The sequence below is a fragment of the Paraburkholderia sabiae genome, from assembly GCF_030412785.1.
Taxonomy (GTDB): Bacteria; Pseudomonadota; Gammaproteobacteria; order Burkholderiales; family Burkholderiaceae; genus Paraburkholderia; species Paraburkholderia sabiae.
Window position 1 is genome coordinate 645,661 of sequence record NZ_CP125295.1, and the last position, 20,737, is coordinate 666,397.

Below are 20,737 nucleotides of genomic sequence, written 5' to 3' on the forward strand. Positions count from 1 at the left end.
GTCCTGCTCAGTCCGCTTCGTACGCGCCGATGTATCTGGCGCGCGGACGGATCAGGCGCCCGTCGCTGGTCTGCTCCATCGCGTGCGCAATCCAGCCCGTCACGCGGCCGACCGCGAACAGCGTGAAGGCCGCGCCGGCGGGCAGACCGAGCACGCGTTCGATGGCCGCGAGCGCATAGTCGACGGTCGGCGCGGCGCCCGTCGTGTCGCGCACGGTGCGGGCGAGCCGTTGCACATCCGCGAGCGGCGAACGGCTGGGTGCGCATTCGTCGAGCAGATCGAGCAGCAGTCGCGCGCGCGGATCGCCGTCCGGATACAGCGGATGACCGAAACCCGAAATCACCGGTCCCGGCGCGCTTTGTTCATGATGCGCGAGGCGAGTCGCCAGATAGCGGTCGAGATCGGCGGCGCGCGCGGCTTCGTCGAACAGTGCCGCGACGCGTGCCGTTTCCCCTCCATGCCTCGGCCCCGATAGCGCAGCAAGTCCGCCCGCGACCGCTCCGAACAGATGCGTGCCCGTCGACGTGATGCAGCGTACGGTGAACGTCGACGCATTCAGTTCATGATCCGCGCACGCGACGAGCGCCGCTCTCAACAGATTGATCTGCGCGCGGTTGCGCACGCCCCATGCGCCGGCGAGTTGCTTGTGAAGCGGTTCGTTCGACGGCGCCGTCGAAATCATCGCGCCCGCGAGCAGCCGCAGCAGCGCGCAGGCGTTGTCGAGTTGCGCGTCGCGGCCGAGCGCCCAGACACGCGGCATCTGCGCGGCAGCGGCGGGCAGCAGCACCAGCGCGCGATCGAGCGGCGCGCTGTCGCTCCAGAGCTTGAGCCACGCCGACCATTGCGCGGCGGCGAGCGGCGCGGCGGGCGCGTCGGCGATGCGTCGCGCGCTGCATTCCCACAGCAACGCCGCTACTTCTTCCAGCGTCGCCGTGCGCGCGAGTTCGATCGCGTCGCGGCCGCGATACAACAGTTTGCCGTCGGCGATCAGCGTGATCGACGATTCGAGCACGGGCACGCCCCAGTCCAGCACCTTCTGCGCGACCTTGCCGGCGCGCTTGCCGTCTTCCTTGCGGCGCGCGAGACGCCGCACTTCGTCGGCGTCGTAGAGACGCCGCTTGCTGTTCGCGTCCGGCGCAGAGCGCAGCATGCCCCGGCTGACGTACGCGTAGAGCGTCGTGACGCTGATGCCGAGCATCGCGGCGGCTTCGTCGGCGGATAGGTAGCGTGTAGTGGACATATCGGGGAGCGAAAGCCAAACAAATGAATATATATTGATTATATGAATCAAGATTGATCGTGGCGAGTCGCAATCCTAGACTGAGGCACGTCTCCTCTCCAGGAAGTCTGCTCGCTATGACGCCCCAGCTCGCTCTCGATCATCTGTGGTCCGTTGCCGGCTGCGATCCGGCCTTGCTCGAATATGTGTCGATGGAGGGCAACGATCCGTCGCTGCCGTCCGTGTTTCGCGTCGGGACGCTGGCGAGCGCGTCGATTGCCGCGATGGCGCTCGCCGCCGCCGATTGCTTCCGCCTGCGCGCGGGCCGCATGCAACGCGTCGACGTGAACGTGCGACGCGCGCTGATCGCGTTTCGCAGCGAGCGGTATCTGCGTGTGAACGATGGCTTGCCGCAGGAGTTGCGTCATCCTGTGACGGGTTTTTATGCGACGCGCGATGGTCGATGGATCCAGTTGCACACGAATTTTCCGCATCATCTGCAGGGCGTGCTGAAGGTGCTCGGCTGCGACGGCGATCCTGGCGCGGTCGCCGAAGCGATTCGTAACTGGGACGGCGCGAAGCTCGATCAGACGCTCGCCGATGCCGGCCTGTGCGCCGCGCTGATCCGCTCGCCGCGCGAATGGGCGGCGCTGGATCAGGCGAAGGCGATCGCGAATCTGCCGCTGTTCGAAATCGAGCGGATCGGCGATGCGCCGCCCGAAGCGCCCGGACGCGGCGAGGCGCTGCGGCCGCTCGCGGGGACTCGGGTGCTCGATCTGTCGCGCATCATCGCGGGACCGGTGGCGGGACGCGCGCTCGCGCAGCATGGCGCGGACGTTCTGTTGATCAACGGTCCGCATCTGCCGAACATCGCGCCGCTCGTCATCGACAACGGACGTGGCAAGCGCTCGGCAACGCTTGATTTACGCGAACTCAAGGCGCGCGAACAGCTACAGGCGCTCGCGAGCAAGGCCGATGTGTTTCTCCAGGCGTACCGTCCCGGTTCGCTTGCCGCGCGCGGTTTCGATCCCGAGACGCTGGCGCGCGTCAGGCCCGGCATCGTCTGCGTGTCGATTTCGGCTTACGGCCACGCGGGGCCATGGGCGATGCGGCGCGGCTTCGACAGCCTCGTGCAGTCGGCGAGCGGTATCGCGTACACAGAGAGCCGCGCGGCAGGCGTCGACGGGCCGAAGCACCTGCCGTGTCAGGCGCTCGATCACGCGACGGGTTATCTCGCCGCGTTCGGCGCGATGGTCGCGCTCGCGCGGCGTGCGCAGGAAGGCGGCAGCTGGCACGTGCGGCTGTCGCTGGCGCAAACGGGCCGCTGGCTGCAATCGATGGGGCAGATCGAGGACGGCTGGCGCGTGCCGGACGTCACCTATGAAAACGTGCAGGATGGTTTGCACGACGTCGATTCGCCGTTTGGCCGCGTGCGCGCGGCGGCGCCCGCCGAGTTGATGTCGGAGACGCCCGCGTTTTATGCGCGGCCGCCTGTGCCGATCGGTACTGACGCGGCGCGCTGGGAAACCTAAGCGCTGGCGTCTACTTGCGCAGTTCCGCGACGAAATCGTAGTAGTCGTTGCGGCAGTAGGTATCGGTGAGTTCGATCGCGCGCTGGTCGGCCGTGTAGCCGACGCGCGTGATCAGCAGCAGTGCGTCGTTCGGCGCGATGCTCATCTGCTGCGCGATCTCGTCGCTCGCGTTGACGGCGCGGAAGTGCTGCAACGCCCGAACGATAGTCAGTCCTTTCTGTTCGAGATACGTGTACAGCGAATCGCCGATTGCCTGCGGATCGGGAATCACAGAAGCCGGGAAGGTCGAATTCTCGACGGCCATCACGATGCCGTCCGCGAGGCGCAGCCGGCGCAGCCGCGTGACGGCGGCAGCGGGCGACAGTCCCAATTGGATCACTTCATCGCGATTGGCGGGCACGATCTCGCGCGACAGCCATTGCGAACTCGGCGTGAAGCCGCGCCGGCGCAGCATTTCGCTGAAGCTCGACAGACGAGACAGCGGATCTTCATAGCGCGGCGTGATGAAACTGCCTGCGCCTTGCGAACGTCGGATCAAGCCCTGTTCGACGAGCAGCGCAATCGCCTTGCGCGCCGTGATGCGCGACACGCCGAGCGCATCCGACAACACACGTTCCGACGGCAGCGCTTCGCCGGCGTTCCAGCGGTTCTCATGGATAGCGGTGCCGAGCTTGCGGGCGAGCTGAAGATACAGCGGCGTATCGTTTTCCGGGTCCGGGCGCAGATCGCGCCAACGGTCTTCCGAGGCTGGGTTCATGTGACGGACGCAAGTAGGGCAAGCGGCAATTCTATGACATTGGCGCGCGGCGTTATAGCGGGGTTTTGCCGGGACACGGATGCGTGTCGCGAACCGGCGCTACACTCGCTGGACGAGCCGCTGCATCGATAGCTACCCGGCGGCGCATCTTCAGAACACCATTAACGAGGACGCAACCATGACGAACGACATCGCCAGCGTGACGCTGCCCGACGGCGAACGCATTCCGAAACTCGGGCAGGGCACGTGGGAGATGGGCGAGCATCCGTCGCGCCGCAAGGCCGAAATCGAGGCAGTGCGCGGCGGCATCGAACTCGGCATGACGCTGATCGATACGGCCGAAATGTACGGCGAAGGCGCGACGGAATCGCTGCTCGGCGAAGCGCTGCACGGACTTCGCGACGAGGTGTTTCTGGTCAGCAAGGTCTATCCGCACAACGCGAGCAAGCGTGGTGTGCAGCATGCGTGCGAGCAGTCGTTGAGGCGACTGAAGACCGATCGCATCGATCTGTATCTGCTGCACTGGCGCGGCTCGGTGCCGCTCGAAGAGACGGTCGCGGGCTTCGAGGCGTTGCGGCGCGACGGCAAGATTCGTCACTGGGGCGTGAGCAACTTCGACGTCGACGATATGGAAGAACTCGTCGATGTGGCGGACGGCGATGCCTGCGCGACAAACCAGATTCTCTACAACGTCGCGCGGCGCGGATCGGAATTCGATCTGCTGCCGTGGCTCGCGGACCGCAAGATGCCCGCGATGGCCTACAGTCCCGTCGATCACGCACGCCTGCCGAAGCGCTCGCCGCTCGACGATATCGCCGCTCGGCATGGCGTGTCGGTGATTCAGGTTGCGCTGGCGTGGGTGCTGCGGCAACCCGAGGTGTTCGCGATTCCGAAGTCAGGACGCATCGAGCATGTGCGCGACAACCGTCGCGCGCTCGACCTGCAGCTTTCCGCCGACGACCTCGCCGCCATCGATACGCACTTTCGGCCGCCGCGCAGCAAGCGGCCGCTCGAGATGCTTTGAGCGGCGCTTCGGGTCACGTGCGTAGGTGTCGATTCAGTCGCACGCGTGATGCATATGCACCGAACCGAGCACGGCGACTTCGGCGGGCGTGCGCTTGAGCGAATCGGCGTTGACCTGGCCGGCGTCCTGAACGAATTCATCGACGATCGTCGAGACGGGCACGTCGCGCAGACACAGTGACACGCGCTGCGTTTCCTTCGCCGACAGCGACGTGCGCTGGCTCAGAAACAGCACGCCGTACTGATAGCCGTGGATGATGCCGCGCACTGCGCCGACGCATTGGCCATGCGCGACGTTGTCGGACTTCTGCTGGCAGGCTTGCGCAAGCGAATACGCGGAGAAGGTGGGATCGACGGGAGGGGCGGCTTGCGTTTGTGCCGCGTTTTGTGGTGCATTCTGCGCCTGAGCCAGCGACGCGCCACCGACCAGCGAAGCCATCAGCAGGCACGACGCGATGCGTGCAACGGGGCGGGGGAAGTGTCGTTGCATGTAGGAGGCCTCATATCGAACGTGGAATAGATAGGAGGCGGGCGGGGCGGTTTGGTTCCGGTGCGCGGCTTTTCGCGCGCGATGTTCGATTGCTCTTGCGGTGAGTGCGCATGGGCATCGTGAAGTTGATGCATATCGGCCCTTGGGCGGTGACGTCCGACCGGGGGATCGGAACGTCACCGCCGACGACGGCCAGACAGCGTCTCTATGCTGCGGGATGGCTGACGTGGGAGAACGGCGCGGGGGCGCGCCGTCCGCCGGATCTAATGTCCGTTGCCGCCGCCGTGACCGCCGCCCGAGCCGGAGCCTCCGCCGTAGCCACCGCCTTTGCCGAAGCCGCCGCCGAAACCGCCGCCGAAGCCACCGCTACCAAAGCCACCACCGAAGCCGCCACTGCCGAAGCCGCCGCCAGGTCCGCCGTGACCGCTGCCGCCACAACCGCAACCACCGTTGCCGCCGCCGCCGCCGTTACCACCGCCGCCGTTACCACCGCCGCCGTTACCACCGCCGCCGTTACCACCGCCACCGTTACCGCCGCCGCCGTTGCCACCGCCGCCGTTACCACCGCCGCCGTTACCACCACCGCCGTTACCACCGCCGCCATTACCACCGCCGCCATTACCGCCACCGCCGTTACCGCCGCCGCCGTTACCACCGCCACCGCTACCACCGCCACCGCTACCGCCGCCACCGCTACCGCCGCCGCCGTTACTGCCGCCGCCGTTACTGCCGCCGCCGTTACCGCCACTGCCACCACCACCAAACCCGCCACCTGAACCACCGCTCGAACCCGCCGCGGCCCCAAAGCCCCCACCGCCCGAACCTCCGCCGGACGATCCCGACGATCCCGACGATCCCGCAGACCCCGACGCACCCGCCCCAGCCGCCCCCGCACTAGCGCCACTGCTAGCCCTTCCGCCGCTGGGCGAGCAGTTGCCTGCATTGCCGATACATGTTCGAAGGAGAAAGACGGATGACGCATCATCGGCGGCCGTCGTCGCGCCGGCTTCCGCGCCCATCGACCCAGCGTCGCCGTGCGCCGGTTGCGTCGCAGCCGACGCGCCGCTGGCAGGCAGTGGCGCATCGGCTGTAACGATCCACTTCGGGATCACGTCGTCCGTGGATGCGGCCTGAACGGATTGAGCCGCCATGAAAGCCCCCGCGCCAACCACAAGGGTTGCCGTACCCCGTATTGCCTTGTAGTAGTACGTATTAATTATGCCGGTCTTCATCGCACCTCTCCCGACGAAACGACGCCCCCGCAGCCGTCATCCCGTGTTCACTGCTTATCGCGTTGTTCTGTGCCGGGCCGATCGGCAGCGGGCGAGCTTTTGTTGCTCTTCGTAGTCGCGGCGCGTGCCGTTATCCGTGGCACGTCGCGCGCTCCTGCCTCCCTTCCCGCCGCCTGCGGCTTCTTGTTTCTGCGTAACGTTCGACATCGAACGTGGGATCGACTGTCTTTTCTTTGCGCCGTTGCGTCGTTCGTGTACCGGCGCGAAGTCCCGGAGCTCAAGGTTTTTGTCGATCCCGACGCAACCCCATGCGTGAGCGTCATTTAGCGATAAACATGCCATTGCGCGCAGACGCCCGCCGCACGTGGCATTTGCGTGACCGCCATTTCGCGCACGCTGTAAAACGCGAGAAAAACGTTTCGGACCTGAAACGCGCGGGTCGAAACACGGCGTTTTTCGTTTCAACGCGCGATGCAGCAGCGAATCGGCAAGCGGGAATCAGTTGCGCCGTTGAAGCACGCGCAGTTCGTCGACGGGGATATGACAGCGGATACGATGACCGTCGCCGGCATCGGTGGAGGGCGGATCCTGCTGCTCGCAGATCGCGCCGAGCTTGCGCGGACAGCGCGTATGAAACACGCAGCCCGACGGCGGCGCGGCAGGACTCGGCAGTTCGCCGGACAGATGGATGCGCTGCCGCTTCGCGTCGGCGGGTGTTTCGCCGTCGTGCAGATCGAGCGTCGGCACCGACGACAGCAGCGCTTCCGTATAAGGATGATGCGGACCGTCGAACACGGCCGCGGCCGGTCCGATCTCGAGCAGGCGCCCCACGTACAGCACGGCGATCCGATCGGACAGATAGCGCACGACGTTCAGATCGTGCGAGATGAACACATAACTCACGCCGCGATCGCGCTGCAGATTGGCGAGCAGATTGAGGATTGCGGCCTGCACGGAGACATCGAGCGCGGAGGTCGGCTCGTCGCACACGACGATGCGCGGATCGCCCGCAAACGCGCGCGCAATCGCGACGCGCTGCTTGAGTCCGCCCGACAGTTGCCGCGTGCGCGACGTCAGATAGCGATCGGGCAGCCGCACAGCCTGTGCGAGCGACTCGAGCCTTGCCTCGCGCGCGTCGCCGCGCAGCGCGGACAGACGCGATAGCGCGCGCCCGATCAGCCGCCGCACCGAATGCGCGCGATTGAGCGCCGAATCGGGATTCTGAAACACGATCTGCAGCGACTTCACCTGATCGTCGTTGCGGCTCGTGACGCGCGCCGGCAGAGGCGCGCCGTCGAGTTCGAGCACGCTGCCTTCATCGGGCGAGACAAGCCCGAGCAGCAGCTTCGCGAGCGTCGTCTTGCCGCTGCCCGATTCGCCGACGAGACCGAGCGTCTCGCCTTTCGCGAGTTCGAGCGACACATCGTCGACGGCACGCAGCGCCGCGCCCGCGACATGGAAAGTCTTCGAGACGTTTTCCGCGCGCAGCACGGGCGCGGCGTCGTACGCGATGCGCCCGTTCGCGGAGGCTTCGACGGGCGTCATGCGCGGCAAGTCGATGGCACGCTCGTGATAATGACAGCGCGACATCTGATCGCCATGCTGCGCACTCACACGATAAGGCGGCGGCGCTTCGCGTCGGCAGCGGTCGTCGGCGAGACGGCAGCGTTCCAGATACACGCAGCCCTGCGTGATGGAACCCGGCTGCGGCAAGCTGCCCGCGATCGTATCCAGCCGGTCGGTGTCCTTGCTGCGTCCTACCGTCGGCAGGCAGCGCAGCAGGCCGACCGTGTACGGATGCCGGGGCCGCGCGAATACATCCTGCGTCACGCCTTCTTCGACGAGCTTGCCCGCATACAGCACGCCGACGCGCTCGCACATCCTGCCGATCACGGCCAGGTTATGGCTGATGAACAGCACCGCCGTGTGGAATTCCTCGCGCAGCTGCGCGACGAGATCGAGCACTTCGGCTTCGACGGTTGCGTCGAGTCCCGTGGTGGGTTCGTCGAGAATCAGCAGCGCGGGTTTCGACGCGAGCGCCATCGCAATCACGACGCGCTGCTGCATGCCGCCCGACAGCTGATGCGGATAACTGTCCATCACGCGTTCCGGCTCGGCGATGCGCACCTTGCGCAAGATCTCTGCCGTCTGCCGCAGCGCGTCGTCGTAGGAAGCGCCCGAGGCTTCGAATGCTTCGGCGACCTGGCGCGCCACCGTCAGCGACGGATTGAGCGCGCGCGACGGATCCTGATACACCATCGATATGCTGTTCGCACGCAGCGTTCGCAAGGCGGCGGCATCGAGCGCATTCACGTCCTTGCCCGCGATCGAAATGCGGCCCGCCTTCACGCGTCCGTTGCGCGCCAGATAGCGCAGCGTCGCCATTGCAACCGTCGACTTGCCGCAGCCCGATTCGCCGACGAGCCCATACGATTCGCCACGCTTGATGCGAAACGATACGTCCTGCAGCACCTCGCGTTCGCGTCCTCGCGTGCGATACGCAACCGTCAGTCCGACGATGGTGAGCGCGTCCGACTGCTCGCTCTTCGATACGTCGAAGGCGGGGAACGAGGCGGGCGGCGGGGGAGGAGAGGGGCCGTTCATGCGTCGACGGCTCCTTGCACGGCATCCGCGATCAGGTTCACGCCGACCACCAGCGAGGCGATCGCAGCGGCATCGAATACGACCGTCCACCATGCGCCGCCCGCCATCAGCGTGTACGACTCGGAGAGCGCGAGGCCCCAGTCGGCGGAAGGCGGCTGGATGCCGAAGCCGAGAAACGACAGCGTCGCGACCGCGAAGATCGCGTAGCCGAGGCGCACCGTCGCTTCGACGATGATGGGTGGCAGCACGTTCGGCAGAATCTCGGCGAACATGATGTAGAACGCGTTTTCGCCGCGCAATTGGGCGGCCGCCACGTAGTCGAGATGCCGTTCTGCGAACACGGCGGCGCGCACCGTGCGGGCCGTGATCGGCGTGAACGTGATGCCGATCACGAGGATCACCGTGAAGTTCGACGCGCCCACGGCCGCGAGCGCGAGCAGCGCGACGATCACGAGCGGCAGCGCGAGCACGGCATCGATCGCGCGTCCGACCACGTTGTCGACCCAGCCGTCGAAATAGCCGACGAAAAGACCGAGCGCCGTGCCCGCGAGCGTACCGAGCAGCGTCGCGAGCGGGGCGATCGTGAGGATGTCGCGCGCGCCGACGATCACGCGCGACAGCACATCGCGGCCGAGTTGATCGGTGCCGAACCAGTGACCTTGCGCGGGCGGCGTGAGCGAATTCAACGGATCGGACGCGTATGGATCGAGCGGCGCGATCCACAAGCCCGCAATCGCGCACACGATCCACCACAGCACGATCAGCGCGCCGACGATGAAGGTCGGCGAACGCAGCAATGCGCGCAGCACGTCGTGGCGGCTGTCGCGTGCGCGTGGGGTCGACGGCGGGACGGGCTTATCCGGTGTATCCGGCGTATTGGGCGTATTGGGCGTATTGGGCGTATTGGGCGTAGAAGGCGTCGTCGTACTCATTCGGTGCTCCCCACGCGCAGACGCGGATTGAGCAGCACGTACAGCCCATCGGCGACGAGATTGGCGACGGTATAGACGACGCCGACCGTCAGCACGCCCGCTTCGAGCATCGGAAAGTCCTTCGCTTTCGCGGCGTTGTAGATCAGCGAGCCGATGCCCTGATAGTGGAACAGCGTCTCCACCACGACGAGTCCGCCGATCATGTAGCCGAGCTGCGTCGCGGCGACGGTGATCGTCGGCAGCAATGCATTGCGCAGCACATGCCGGAAGATCACGATATGCGGCGGCAGTCCCTTGAGAATCGCGGTGCGCGTGTAGTCGGCATCGAGCGCTTCGACGGTGCCCGCGCGCGCCATTCGGGCGATATAGCCGAAGAACACGAACACGAGCGGCAGCACGGGCAGCACCAGATGCTTCAGTTGCGTGAAGATGCCGGCGCCGGGCGGATACGTCGCGTCGATGGGCAGCCATTGCAGCCACACGCCGAATATCAGAATCAGCACGATCGACGACACGAACTCGGGCACGACGGTCGCCGACAACCCCGCAATGCTGATCGTGCGATCGAGCCAGCGTCCCGCATGCATCGCGGCCCACACGCCGCCCGCGATGCCGAGCGGCACGACCACGACGAACGCGAGCAGGCCGAGCTTCGCCGAATTTGCCAGCGCGCTACCGATGAACTGCGAGACGGGTTCACGGAAGATGTACGACGTGCCCATATCGCCTTGCACGAAATGCGTGATCCACTGCGTGTACTGCGTGAGAAGCGGCCGGTCCGCGCCCAGCTGATGATTGAGCGCGGCGACGGCGCGGGCATCGGCGAGCGGGCCGAGAATTGCACGGCCGATATCGCCTGGCAGCAACTGGCCGCCCGCGAACACGATCACCGACAGCAGCCACAGCGTGATCAGCGAAAGGCCGACGCGCGTCGCCACGAAGCGTGCGACACGCGCCGCGCCGCCTGTGCCGCGAGCCACGGAGGATGAGGAAACCGTCGTCGACATCGTTGTACCTGGCTCGCTGCGTTGCGCGCAATCAGGCCGCGAGCGTCGCGCGATCGAAATACAGCTGCGCGATCGCCGTGAAGCGCACGCCGTTCAGCTGCTTGCGCGCGGCGATCAGCTGATCGTAGAAGAACGGGAAGATCACGGGCGTTTCGTCGAGCAACAACGTCTGGATCTGCGCGGACACTTTCTTCTGCGCGGCGATATCGAGCGCCGCGACGTAGTCGGCGACCAGCTTGTCGTACTGCGGATTCTTGAAGTGCGCGGCGTTCCACGTGCCGCCGCTCGTCAGCGGCGCGCTGAGGAACACGTTTGGCACGCCGCGGCTGCCGTAGTCGGTGATGCCGAGCGGCGAATCGAGCCAGTCCGATTTGCCCGGCGTGCCCGAACCGTAGTACTGCGACTGACTCTCCACCTTCAGATTGATGCGGATGCCGACGGCCTTCGCGTAGTTCTGCACGACGACGGCGAGGTCGGGAATCTCCATGTACTTTTCGGTCGTCAGCGTCACGTCGAAGCCGTTCGGCACGCCCGCCGCCGCGAGCAGCTGCTTCGCCTTCGCGACATCGATCTTGCGCTGCGGCACGCCTGCATCCGACGACGGAAACGCGGGCGCAAACGGGCTGTCGTTGCCGACCTGCGCGCGTCCCTTGAAGAGACCCTTGACGATCACATCGCGATCGAGCGACAGCGCGAGCGCCTGACGCACGCGCTTGTCCTTGAACTGCGGGCTGTCGACGCGCATGTGAATCTGCCGGTGAGCGCTCGACTTCACGCCGATCACCTTGAACTCGGGGTTGTTCATCAAACCCTGGCCGCCCTGCACGGTGAAGGTGCCCATCACGTCGGCCTGATGACCTTGCAGCGCGAGAATCTGCGCCTGCTGGTCCGCGTAGAACGTGAACTGCACGCGCTGCGGCAGCGCCTTGTCGCCCCAGTAGTCGGGATTGCGCACGAACGACGCGCCCACCTTTGCCTGATACTTTTCGAGCTTGAACGGACCCGTGCCGATGAAGGTTTTCTCGTAGTTGCCTGCATAGTTCGCGGGCAGGATCACGGCGTTGTAGTTGTCCGAAGAGACGTAGTACGGGAAGTTGCCGTTCGGCGCGTCGAGATGGAACGCGACGGTGTGATCGTCGACGACCTTCGTGTTGCCCTTCGACAGCACGCCCTTCAAGGTCGACAGCGCAGCCGAACCGGCGGCGGGATCGGCGAGACGGTCGAACGTCGCGGCGACGTCCTTCGCGGTGAAGGCCTGGCCGTCGTGGAATTTCACGTTCTCGCGCAGCTTGAAGGTCCACACGTCGCCCTTGTCGTTCGGCTTCCATGACAGCGCGAGGGAGGGCTTGAGCGTCTGCTTTTCGCCGTCGTCGTCGATCAGGAATTCGCCCGTCTGATTGAGCAGGCAGAGGCTGGCGGCGTCGGTGACCGTCATCGGATCGACGGCGCCCGCGGGCGTCAGATGCGCGACGCGGATCGTGGCGTTGGCGCCCGCTGCGCCTTGAGCGCGAGCGCTGCGCGGCGCCAGCAGGCCGCCGCCCGCGAGCGACATCCCCATCACGCTCGCATAGCGCAGCAGTTCGCGGCGCGTCAGACGGCCGGCGAGGAATTCGTCGATGGCGTGGTTGCCGTGGGCGTCGGCGCTGCGGCGCGTCGCGTCGAGTTCAACCGATTCGGCCAGGCGAGGCGCAAAACGCGGGTCCGCGGAATTCTTCATCGATGGTGGGTCCGATCCGTTCTGTTGGGACGCCATGCGCAAAGGCGCGGCGCTGCGGTGGTACTGCGATCACGATGCGGGATCAGTGTAAGCGATTGCCTCCCAATTAGGAGCATTCGCTACCGCGCACGGTTCCCTTCAGACGAATCCGAGGCGAGAGTTGTGTCGTGCGCACAACGGCACGGCGTCGGGACGCGTGTTCCGATGCTCGGGCGTCGGCGCGTTAGTGGGTGGCCGCAGCGGGCCGGCGCCAGCGATGAAACAGGATCGAGCCGATCCAGCACAGCATGAACACGCTGACGATGCCGTAGCCCAGCATCCCGAAGCGCTCGTTGACGGCCGCCACTGCGTCCCATGCGCCGCCGTTGAGTTCCAGCTTGTCTGCTAGCAATCCGAGTGCCTCGATGCCGCCGATCGCAATCGCCACGACGGCCGACACGAACGTGATGCTGGCGTTGTAGTAGAGCTTGCGTTTCGGGTCGTCCATTGCCCAGCTGTACGCGTGGACCATGAGGACATTATCGGTGGAATCGACGAGCGTCATTCCTGCCGTGAAGAGCGCGGGAAACACGAGGATCGAGTAGAGCGGCAGGCCTTTGCCCGCTTCGGCGGCGGCAATGGCGAGCAGGCCGATTTCGGTGGCCGTATCGAAGCCGAGGCCGAACAGCACGCCGACGGGATACATGTGCCAGCTCTTCGTGACGAGCCTGAACAGCGGCTTGAGCGCGCGCGACAGCAGACCGGCGGGCGCGGCGCGCGCGGCATCTTCGTGCGTCAGTTGTCCGCCTTGCTGAACGTGCCGGTAGCGGCGCCACACGTCGCGCAGAATGACGAGATTCACGCCCGCGAGCACGAGCAGAAACACGGACGACACGATCGTGCCGATGGTCCCGCCGACGGCATGAAGCGCCTCGAAGCGCCCGTGCAGCGACAGCGCCGTCAACGCGATGCCGACGGTGGCCGCGATCACGATGCTCGAATGCCCGAGCGAAAACGCGAGCCCGACGCCGAGCGGGCGCTTGCCTTCCTGCATCAGCTTGCGCGTGACGGCGTCGATGGCGGCGATGTGATCGGCGTCGACGGCATGGCGCAGACCGAATCCATACGCGAGCAACGCAGTGCCGAGCAGCAGCGGATAGTGGCGAAATGCGATCAGCGCCCACGCCCACGCGGCGAGATTGGCGGCGATCAGACCCACGTACAGCGTGACGAGGCGGGGGCGCAGGGAGGTCGGCGTCATGGGGGACGGGCTTAGTGATCGTGCGGGTGTTTGTGGATCGGGTCGACCCAGTAGACGGTTTCGGGTTGCTCGACGGCATCGATGTTGAGGTTCACGACGACGGCTTCGTTGTCGCTGCGCACGAGCACGCATTCGAGTGGATCGTCGGTGCTGGCGTTGATTTCCTGATGCGGCACGTAGGGCGGCACGAAGATGAAGTCGCCGGGACCGGCTTCGGCGGTGAACTCCAGATGTTCGCCCCAGCGCATTCTTGCGTGGCCGCGGACGACGTAGATCACGCTTTCTAATGCGCCGTGGTGGTGGGCGCCTGTTTTTGCGTTCGGGTGGATCGTTACCGTGCCGGCCCAGATTTTTTGCGCGCCTACGCGGGCGGCGTTGATTGCTGCGGCTCGGTTCATGCCTGGGGTTTGGGGGGTGTTTGTGTCCAGCTGGTCGCCTTTGATGACCTTCACGCCGTTGGTGCGCCAGTCTGTCGGCGCTTGATGATCGTCGTCGTGGGACATTTTTTTGTCTCCTTGCCGGTCGGTTTGCTTTGCCATTCTGGCATGGTCAAAATGTTGGTGCTTTTTGCTGCGGTGCGCTGGCATCCGCGAGTTCGTCGCTGGCATCCGCGATTTCGTCTCTGTGCTTCATGCGTTGCCCCTGTGCGGGGCGGCACCTACTTTTCTTTGCAGCGGCAAAGAAAAGTAGGCAAAAGAAAGCCGCTTTTGTACCTCCGGTGCCTGCCGGGATAGCGTTTCAGCATGCCGCAGTTGAGCTATCGAGCAGCGACCTCCACACTCTGTAGAAAGCCCGCAGTCAACCGCGCACGGCGCGGAAACTCCACACACAATCCGGAGCACATACCGCCGCAATCAAACCGACGGCAAACACAAAAAAGCAAGCCGACCGAATGTGCCCCAGGTGGATGTTATCTTTCGCGCCGCGCGCGCCTGACTGCGAGCTTTCTACGGAGTGTTGGAGTTGCTGCGCGACAGCTCAAAGACCGTGTGCCGTGCCGTTATCCAGGCAGGCACCGGAGGTTCAAGAGCGGCTTTCTTTTGCCTACTTTTCTTTGCCGCTGCAAAGAAAAGTAGGTGCCGCCCCGCACAGGGGCAACGCGTGAAGCACGGATACGAATTCGCGGATGCCAGCGCAGCAAAACAAAAAAGGCCCGTCCAAAAAGAACGGGCCTTCGCGCAGCGAAAACAAAAAACCTATTTGGATTTCGAATTAATAATAGCTTCGGACACGTTGTTCGGCGTCTCGGCGTACTGCTTGAACTCCATCGTGTAAGTAGCGCGCCCTTGCGTCAACGAGCGCAGCGAGGTGGAATATCCGAACATCTCGGAAAGAGGCACTTCAGCCCGCACGAGCTTGCCACCGCCGCCGGCAATATCCTCCATCCCCTGCACGATCCCGCGCCGCCCGGACAGATCGCCCATCACATTACCCATGAAGTCCTCAGGCGTCTCAACCTCAACAGCCATCATCGGCTCAAGCAGCACCGGCTTCGCCTTGCGCATCGCTTCCTTGAACGCCATCGAGCCAGCCATGCGGAACGCGTTTTCGTTCGAGTCCACGTCGTGGTACGAACCAAACGTCAACGTCACCTTCACGTCCACGACGGGATAACCCGCCAGCACGCCGGCCTTCAGCGTCTCCTGAATGCCCTTGTCGACAGCAGGAATGAACTCGCGTGGAATCACGCCGCCCTTGATCGCGTCGATGAACTCGTAGCCTTTGCCCGGATCGGGTTCGAGCGAGATCACCGCGTGACCATACTGCCCGCGGCCACCCGACTGCTTGACGAACTTGCCTTCGACATCCTCGACCTTGGTGCGCACCGTCTCGCGATACGCGACCTGCGGCTTGCCCACCGTCGCCTCGACGCCGAACTCGCGCTTCATCCGGTCGACGAGAATTTCCAGGTGCAGTTCGCCCATGCCCGAGATGATCGTCTGGCCGGATTCTTCGTCCGTCTGCACGCGGAACGACGGGTCTTCCTGCGCAAGGCGGTTCAGCGCGATGCCCATCTTCTCCTGGTCGACCTTCGTCTTCGGCTCGACGGCCTGCGAGATCACCGGCTCAGGGAAGATCATCCGTTCGAGGATGATGATGTTGTTCGGGTCGCACAGCGTGTCGCCCGTGGTCGCTTCCTTCAGACCGACAGCCGCCGCGATGTCGCCCGCGCGCACTTCCTTGATTTCCTTGCGCTCGTTCGCGTGCATCTGAAGGATACGGCCTAGGCGCTCCTTCTTTTCCTTCACCGGGTTGTAGACGGTATCGCCCGATTCGACGACACCCGAATACACGCGGAAGAAAATCAGCTGGCCGACGAACGGGTCCGTCATGATCTTGAACGCGAGCGCCGAGAACGGCTCGTCGTCGCTCGGATGACGCTCCGCTTCCTTGTCGTCTTCCGTGTGACCCAGAATGGCGGGCACGTCGACAGGCGAGGGCAGATAGTCGATCACGGCGTCGAGCATCGCCTGCACGCCCTTGTTCTTGAACGCGCTGCCGCACAGCATCGGCACGATCTCGTTGGCGATCGTGCGCTTGCGAATGCCCGCCTTGATCTCGTCTTCCGTCAGGCTCTCGTGGTCGGTCAGGTACTTTTCGAGCATCTCTTCGCTTGCTTCCGCCGCTGCCTCGACCATCTTTTCGCGCCACTCGTGCGCGAGTTCCTTCAGGTTGTCGGGGATCTCTTCGTACGTGAACTTGATGCCCTGGCTCTCGTCATCCCACACGATCGCCTTCATCTTCACCAGATCGACGACGCCCTGGAAATGCTCTTCCGCGCCGATGGGAATCTGGATGGGCACGGCCACGCCCTTCAGGCGCTCGCCGATCTGCTTCTGCACGCGGAAAAAGTCCGCGCCGACACGGTCCATCTTGTTGACGAACGCGATGCGCGGCACCTTGTACTTGTTCGCCTGACGCCACACGGTTTCGGACTGCGGCTGCACGCCGCCGACCGAGTCGTAGACCATGCACGCGCCATCGAGCACGCGCATCGAGCGCTCGACTTCGATCGTGAAGTCGACGTGTCCCGGCGTGTCGATGATGTTGATCCGGTGCTCCGGATAATTGCCGGCCATGCCTTTCCAGAAGGCCGTCGTGGCCGCCGACGTGATCGTGATGCCGCGCTCCTGCTCCTGTTCCATCCAGTCCATCGTCGCCGCGCCGTCGTGAACCTCGCCGATCTTGTGGGTCACGCCGGTGTAGAAAAGAATGCGTTCGGTGGTGGTGGTCTTGCCGGCATCGATGTGAGCACTGATACCGATGTTCCGATATCGCTCGATAGGAGTCTTGCGGGGCACGTGAACCTCCATGAGTTGGCGCGCCGGTGAATGGCGCCGGGCCGTCCGCGGTCATCTGCTGCGCGGCCCGGACGATCTCGGTGCTGCTGGTGAGACTATAAGAATAGCGTGTCGCCCCCGCTTTTGCAGGAATCCTGCCAGGAAGGGCCCGGCGACCGCCGGACGTTGCGATGCAGCGGGCGCAAAAAAGCCGGCGCGCCTTTCGGCTGCGCCGGCTTGCGGCTTTTCGTCGGGCCGTGCGCTTATTGCGGCGCCGGCAGCCCCTGAATCTTCATACCGGGCTTGATGCCCTTCGACGTGAACCAGCCCTTGCTCATTTCGAGCGCATAGACACCATTGTTCTTCGGACAATGGTTGTTGGTGGTTTCCGCCTGCATTTCGTCGATGTCGGTGATCGTGCCGTCCGCGCGGATGAATGCGATCGACAGCGGAATCAGCGTGTTCTTCATCCAGAAGCAATGCACGGCGTTCTCGCCGAACACGAAGAGCATGCCTTCGTTCGGCTGGAGTTGCGAGCGGTACATCAGACCTTGCTCGCGATCGGCATCGTTCGCGGCCACGGCGGCGTCGATCACGAACATGCCCGCCGTGAGTTTTGCGCGTGGGAAATCGCCGGGCTGTTTCGCGCCCTGCGGCATCTGCTGCGCATGCGCATCTTGCGCGGACATCGCCGCGAACGACACAGCCGACAATGCGGCAACAGGCAATGCAACTGCAATCGCGAAGCGCGCGATCAACGAGCGCAATGAAAATCGCACGACGTAGCTCCTTGCTGAATATGACTCGCGAATGTTACGCGAGCGCGTCAAAAACAAAAAGGCAGAGGACCTTGCGGCCATCTGCCTTTCAACGCCGTAAGAACGGCAATTCTGCTAGTTCTTGACTGCGTTATTGCAACAAACTTATTCCGACGCTGCCGAAGCTGCTGCTGCCGGAGCTGCCTTCTTGTGCGACTTCTTGTGCGAAACCTTCTTCGTTGCCTTGTGCGACGAAGCTGCTGCTGCCGGAGCTGCCGAAGCTGCTTCCGGTGCCGAAGCTTGTGCGAATGCTGCCGTTGCGAAGAGACCAGCGACCAGAGCGGCGATCAGTTTGTTCATTTTGCGAATCCTCAGCTTTAGATAAATAACCTAATGACCCGGTTAGATTGAGTCATGTCGTTAAACGTGCCATCCACCTTTCGGTTGACATCCGCATCGAAGAAAATTTTCTTTGCGGCTGCTAGCGTTCAGACACCTTCGTGCACGTCGTTGGAGCGGCGTGCACCAAGGCTCTTGAGGCTGAATGCCGGACAGCTTCAGCGGCATCTGCGTGGACTAACGCATGAACGCGCGACGTGGTTGACGAAAATTTTCAGGAATTTTTTCGAAGCTGATAACGCGTCGCAGAGTGCGCGAATTAGCGGCGCTTTAGGGCGGCTTTTGTACTTTGCAAGCGCATTTTCAAATTGATGCAATTGCGTGAGAAACGCATGTCGATACAACGGCTTAGCGATTTATCGAAGCGTGATTTGCGGGTGCATGAATTGCTACGCGACGCCATCCCACGGTGCGCGCGCAGATAGCTCGAGGCTTTCGCCGGGCTGCAGCCCAAGCGAAAAAATATCGAGCGCACCGACGCCGACACGCACGAGACGCAGCGTCGGAAACCCGACGGCCGCTGTCATGCGGCGCACCTGGCGGTTCTTGCCTTCGGTGATCGACAGTTCGATCCATGTCGTCGGAATGGCCGCGCGATATCGGATGGGAGGCGTGCGATCCCATAGCGCGTCACCGGGTTCGACGAAATCGGCGCGGCAAGGTCGCGTGACGTAATCGCCGAGATCGACGCCGCGCGTGAGCGCCTTTAGATGCTGTTCCGTTGGCGCGCCTTCGACTTGCGCCCAATAACGCTTCACCAGTTTGTGCTTCGGCTCCGCGATGCGCGTTTGCAGCGCGCCGTCGTCGGTGAGCAGCAGCAGACCTTCGCTATCGGAGTCGAGACGGCCAGCGGGATAGACGCCGGGCACCTTCACCCAGTCGGCCAGCGACGCGCGTGTTTCGTGCGGCGAAAACTGACAGATCGTGCCGAAGGGTTTGTTGAGAGCGAGCAGAGTCATGCGCGAAAGAGGAGAGCCGGGCCAGCGATAACGAATAGCGAAATCTTAACGCATGCGTCGTCAAGCTCATTTCCACGTCTTATATAAGACATCGAATGTAAAACAGGTTCGAACAAGGAACAGCGTGCGCGAGGCCTCGTACGTGCACGCCCGGAGCGCGGCCTGGCGCCGGTGTGGGCTAGAATACCCGCCTGGCCGCTTGTTGCATCGGTATCCGGCATCAGCACTCGCATCGGCGTGACGCTGCGCCGCGCGCAAGAGAAGCGCCCCGGTTTTGCATTTCCAACCTGTTCTCACAGTACAGCTATCACTGGAGTCCGATCATGGCGTATCAGCACATCACGGTTCCGGCTGACGGTGACAAGATCACTGTCAACCCGGATTTCTCGCTCAACGTTTCCGATCAGCCGATCATTCCGTACATCGAAGGCGACGGTACGGGTGTCGACATCACGCCCGTGATGATCAAGGTCGTCGATGCTGCCGTCGAAAAGGCATACGGCGGCAAGCGCAAGATCCACTGGATGGAAATCTACGCGGGCGAGAAGGCGACCAAGGTCTATGGTCCCGACGTGTGGCTGCCCGATGAGACGCTGGAGGTCGTGAAGGATTACATCGTGTCGATCAAGGGGCCGCTCACGACGCCCGTCGGCGGCGGCATCCGTTCGCTGAACGTCACGCTGCGTCAGGAACTCGATCTGTATGTGTGTCTGCGTCCCGTGCAGTATTTCAAGGGCGTGCCGTCGCCGCTGCGCGAACCGGAGAAGGTCAATATGGTGATCTTCCGCGAGAACTCGGAAGACATCTACGCGGGTATCGAATGGCCGGCCGGGTCGCCTGAAGCGAAGAAGGTCATCCAGTTCCTGCGCGACGAAATGGGCGTGAAGAAGATCCGCTTCCCGGACTCTTCGGGTCTCGGCGTGAAGCCGGTGTCGCGCGAAGGCACCGAGCGTCTGGTGCGCAAGGCGATTCAATATGCGCTCGACAACGATCGTCGTACGGTCACGCTCGTGCACAAGGGCAACATCATGAAGTACACGGAAGGCGCGTTCCGTGACTACGGCTATGCGCTCGCGCAGAAGGAATTCAATGCCGAGCTGATCGACGGCGGGCCGTGGATGAAGGTGAAGAATCCGAAGACGGGCAACGACGTCGTCGTGAAGGACGTGATCGCCGATGCGTTCCTGCAGCAGATCCTGTTGCGTCCCGCCGAATACGACGTGATCGCAACGCTGAACCTGAACGGCGATTACATCTCCGACGCGCTCGCTGCGCAGGTCGGCGGCATCGGCATTGCACCGGGCGCGAACATGTCCGACTCCGTCGCGATGTTCGAAGCCACGCACGGCACCGCGCCGAAGTATGCGGGCAAGGACTACGTGAACCCGGGTTCGGAGATTCTGTCGGCGGAAATGATGCTGCGGCATATCGGCTGGACGGAAGCGGCGGATACGATCCTGGCGTCGATGGAAAAGTCGATTCTGTCGAAGCGCGTTACGTACGACTTCGCGCGTTTGATGGAAGGCGCGACGCAGGTGTCGTGCTCGGGCTTCGGTCAGGTGATGATCGAGAACATGTGAGCGCGAT

At 63.9% G+C, this 20,737-nt stretch carries 17 protein-coding genes; 3 read left to right on the top strand and 14 right to left on the bottom strand.

Annotated features, from left to right (window positions below; genetic code table 11):
• Nucleotides 1-7 precede the first annotated feature (7 nt).
• Nucleotides 8-1,240, bottom strand: a complete 1,233-nt coding sequence (locus QEN71_RS02900) for a citrate synthase family protein (protein WP_201650665.1) — start codon at nt 1,238-1,240, stop codon at nt 8-10.
• A gap of 116 nt (nt 1,241-1,356) precedes the next feature.
• On the opposite strand from QEN71_RS02900, the gene QEN71_RS02905 reads away from it, so the two are divergent.
• The gene (locus QEN71_RS02905; protein WP_201650664.1) at nt 1,357-2,751 is read left to right on the top strand and encodes a CoA transferase; all 1,395 of its coding nucleotides are present in this window, start codon (nt 1,357-1,359) and stop codon (nt 2,749-2,751) included.
• 10 nt (nt 2,752-2,761) lie between these two features.
• Here the strand turns inward: QEN71_RS02905 and QEN71_RS02910 are convergent, their stop codons facing one another.
• On the bottom strand, nt 2,762-3,508 hold the full coding sequence (locus QEN71_RS02910; RefSeq protein ID WP_201650663.1) for a GntR family transcriptional regulator: 747 nt from the start codon (nt 3,506-3,508) through the stop codon (nt 2,762-2,764).
• Between the two features lie 178 nt (nt 3,509-3,686).
• Between QEN71_RS02910 and QEN71_RS02915 the strand changes: the two genes are divergently transcribed.
• The gene (locus QEN71_RS02915) at nt 3,687-4,532 is read left to right on the top strand and encodes an aldo/keto reductase (protein ID WP_201650662.1); all 846 of its coding nucleotides are present in this window, start codon (nt 3,687-3,689) and stop codon (nt 4,530-4,532) included.
• Between the two features lie 33 nt (nt 4,533-4,565).
• Here QEN71_RS02915 and QEN71_RS02920 read toward each other — a convergent pair whose 3' ends face one another.
• The 12 genes from QEN71_RS02920 to QEN71_RS02975 form a co-directional block, all read right to left on the bottom strand.
• Nucleotides 4,566-5,021, bottom strand: coding sequence for a hypothetical protein (locus QEN71_RS02920; protein ID WP_201650661.1), 456 nt, complete (start codon nt 5,019-5,021; stop codon nt 4,566-4,568).
• A 263-nt stretch (nt 5,022-5,284) separates the two neighbouring features.
• Entirely contained in the window at nt 5,285-6,253 is a 969-nt protein-coding gene (locus QEN71_RS02925; RefSeq protein ID WP_201650660.1) for a hypothetical protein, read from the bottom strand.
• 498 nt (nt 6,254-6,751) lie between these two features.
• Complete coding sequence (locus QEN71_RS02930; protein WP_201650659.1) at nt 6,752-8,857, bottom strand: ABC transporter ATP-binding protein; 2,106 nt, start codon at nt 8,855-8,857, stop codon at nt 6,752-6,754.
• Nucleotides 8,854-9,789 (bottom strand): ABC transporter permease, encoded by a 936-nt coding sequence (locus QEN71_RS02935; RefSeq protein ID WP_201650658.1) that lies wholly within the window; start codon nt 9,787-9,789, stop codon nt 8,854-8,856. Before QEN71_RS02935 ends, QEN71_RS02930 begins: the two co-directional genes overlap by 4 nt.
• Nucleotides 9,786-10,796: an ABC transporter permease gene (locus QEN71_RS02940; protein WP_201650657.1), complete on the bottom strand. Its 1,011-nt coding sequence runs from the start codon at nt 10,794-10,796 to the stop codon at nt 9,786-9,788. The genes QEN71_RS02935 and QEN71_RS02940 overlap by 4 nt, the downstream gene beginning before the upstream one ends.
• Before the next feature lie 31 nt (nt 10,797-10,827).
• On the bottom strand, nt 10,828-12,513 hold the full coding sequence (locus QEN71_RS02945) for an ABC transporter substrate-binding protein (RefSeq protein ID WP_201650656.1): 1,686 nt from the start codon (nt 12,511-12,513) through the stop codon (nt 10,828-10,830).
• A 223-nt stretch (nt 12,514-12,736) separates the two neighbouring features.
• A complete protein-coding gene (locus tag QEN71_RS02950; protein ID WP_201650655.1) occupies nt 12,737-13,753 on the bottom strand; it encodes a HoxN/HupN/NixA family nickel/cobalt transporter in 1,017 nt (338 codons plus the stop codon).
• Between the two features lie 11 nt (nt 13,754-13,764).
• A complete protein-coding gene (locus tag QEN71_RS02955) occupies nt 13,765-14,256 on the bottom strand; it encodes a cupin domain-containing protein (protein ID WP_028370954.1) in 492 nt (163 codons plus the stop codon).
• A 693-nt stretch (nt 14,257-14,949) separates the two neighbouring features.
• Nucleotides 14,950-17,055, bottom strand: a complete 2,106-nt coding sequence (gene fusA, locus QEN71_RS02960; RefSeq protein ID WP_201650654.1) for an elongation factor G — start codon at nt 17,053-17,055, stop codon at nt 14,950-14,952.
• Between the two features lie 242 nt (nt 17,056-17,297).
• Nucleotides 17,298-17,813 carry a DUF192 domain-containing protein gene (locus tag QEN71_RS02965; protein ID WP_201650653.1) on the bottom strand — a complete coding sequence of 172 codons (516 nt, stop codon included), beginning with the start codon at nt 17,811-17,813 and terminating at the stop codon, nt 17,298-17,300.
• A 144-nt stretch (nt 17,814-17,957) separates the two neighbouring features.
• A complete protein-coding gene (locus tag QEN71_RS02970) occupies nt 17,958-18,152 on the bottom strand; it encodes a hypothetical protein (RefSeq protein WP_028370957.1) in 195 nt (64 codons plus the stop codon).
• A gap of 428 nt (nt 18,153-18,580) precedes the next feature.
• On the bottom strand, nt 18,581-19,150 hold the full coding sequence (locus tag QEN71_RS02975) for a pseudouridine synthase (protein WP_201650652.1): 570 nt from the start codon (nt 19,148-19,150) through the stop codon (nt 18,581-18,583).
• Nucleotides 19,151-19,473: 323 nt separating this feature from the next.
• Here QEN71_RS02975 and icd point away from each other — a divergent pair, with 323 nt between their 5' ends.
• A complete protein-coding gene (icd, locus tag QEN71_RS02980; RefSeq protein ID WP_201650651.1) occupies nt 19,474-20,730 on the top strand; it encodes an NADP-dependent isocitrate dehydrogenase in 1,257 nt (418 codons plus the stop codon).
• Nucleotides 20,731-20,737 lie beyond the last annotated feature (7 nt).

Bases quoted from the DNA above. Each gene is read 5' to 3' on its own strand.
- icd (WP_201650651.1), top strand. From the start codon at position 19,474: ATGGCGTATCAGCACATCACGGTTCCGGCTGACGGTGACAAGATCACT.
- QEN71_RS02935 (WP_201650658.1), bottom strand. From the start codon at position 9,789: ATGAGTACGACGACGCCTTCTACGCCCAATACGCCCAATACGCCCAAT.
- QEN71_RS02945 (WP_201650656.1), bottom strand. From the start codon at position 12,513: ATGAAGAATTCCGCGGACCCGCGTTTTGCGCCTCGCCTGGCCGAATCG.
- QEN71_RS02925 (WP_201650660.1), bottom strand. From the start codon at position 6,253: ATGAAGACCGGCATAATTAATACGTACTACTACAAGGCAATACGGGGT.
- QEN71_RS02940 (WP_201650657.1), bottom strand. From the start codon at position 10,796: ATGTCGACGACGGTTTCCTCATCCTCCGTGGCTCGCGGCACAGGCGGC.
- QEN71_RS02905 (WP_201650664.1), top strand. From the start codon at position 1,357: ATGACGCCCCAGCTCGCTCTCGATCATCTGTGGTCCGTTGCCGGCTGC.
- QEN71_RS02915 (WP_201650662.1), top strand. From the start codon at position 3,687: ATGACGAACGACATCGCCAGCGTGACGCTGCCCGACGGCGAACGCATT.
- QEN71_RS02900 (WP_201650665.1), bottom strand. From the start codon at position 1,240: ATGTCCACTACACGCTACCTATCCGCCGACGAAGCCGCCGCGATGCTC.
- QEN71_RS02950 (WP_201650655.1), bottom strand. From the start codon at position 13,753: ATGACGCCGACCTCCCTGCGCCCCCGCCTCGTCACGCTGTACGTGGGT.
- QEN71_RS02910 (WP_201650663.1), bottom strand. From the start codon at position 3,508: ATGAACCCAGCCTCGGAAGACCGTTGGCGCGATCTGCGCCCGGACCCG.
- QEN71_RS02930 (WP_201650659.1), bottom strand. From the start codon at position 8,857: ATGAACGGCCCCTCTCCTCCCCCGCCGCCCGCCTCGTTCCCCGCCTTC.
- QEN71_RS02920 (WP_201650661.1), bottom strand. From the start codon at position 5,021: ATGCAACGACACTTCCCCCGCCCCGTTGCACGCATCGCGTCGTGCCTG.
- QEN71_RS02955 (WP_028370954.1), bottom strand. From the start codon at position 14,256: ATGTCCCACGACGACGATCATCAAGCGCCGACAGACTGGCGCACCAAC.
- QEN71_RS02975 (WP_201650652.1), bottom strand. From the start codon at position 19,150: ATGACTCTGCTCGCTCTCAACAAACCCTTCGGCACGATCTGTCAGTTT.
- QEN71_RS02970 (WP_028370957.1), bottom strand. From the start codon at position 18,152: ATGAACAAACTGATCGCCGCTCTGGTCGCTGGTCTCTTCGCAACGGCA.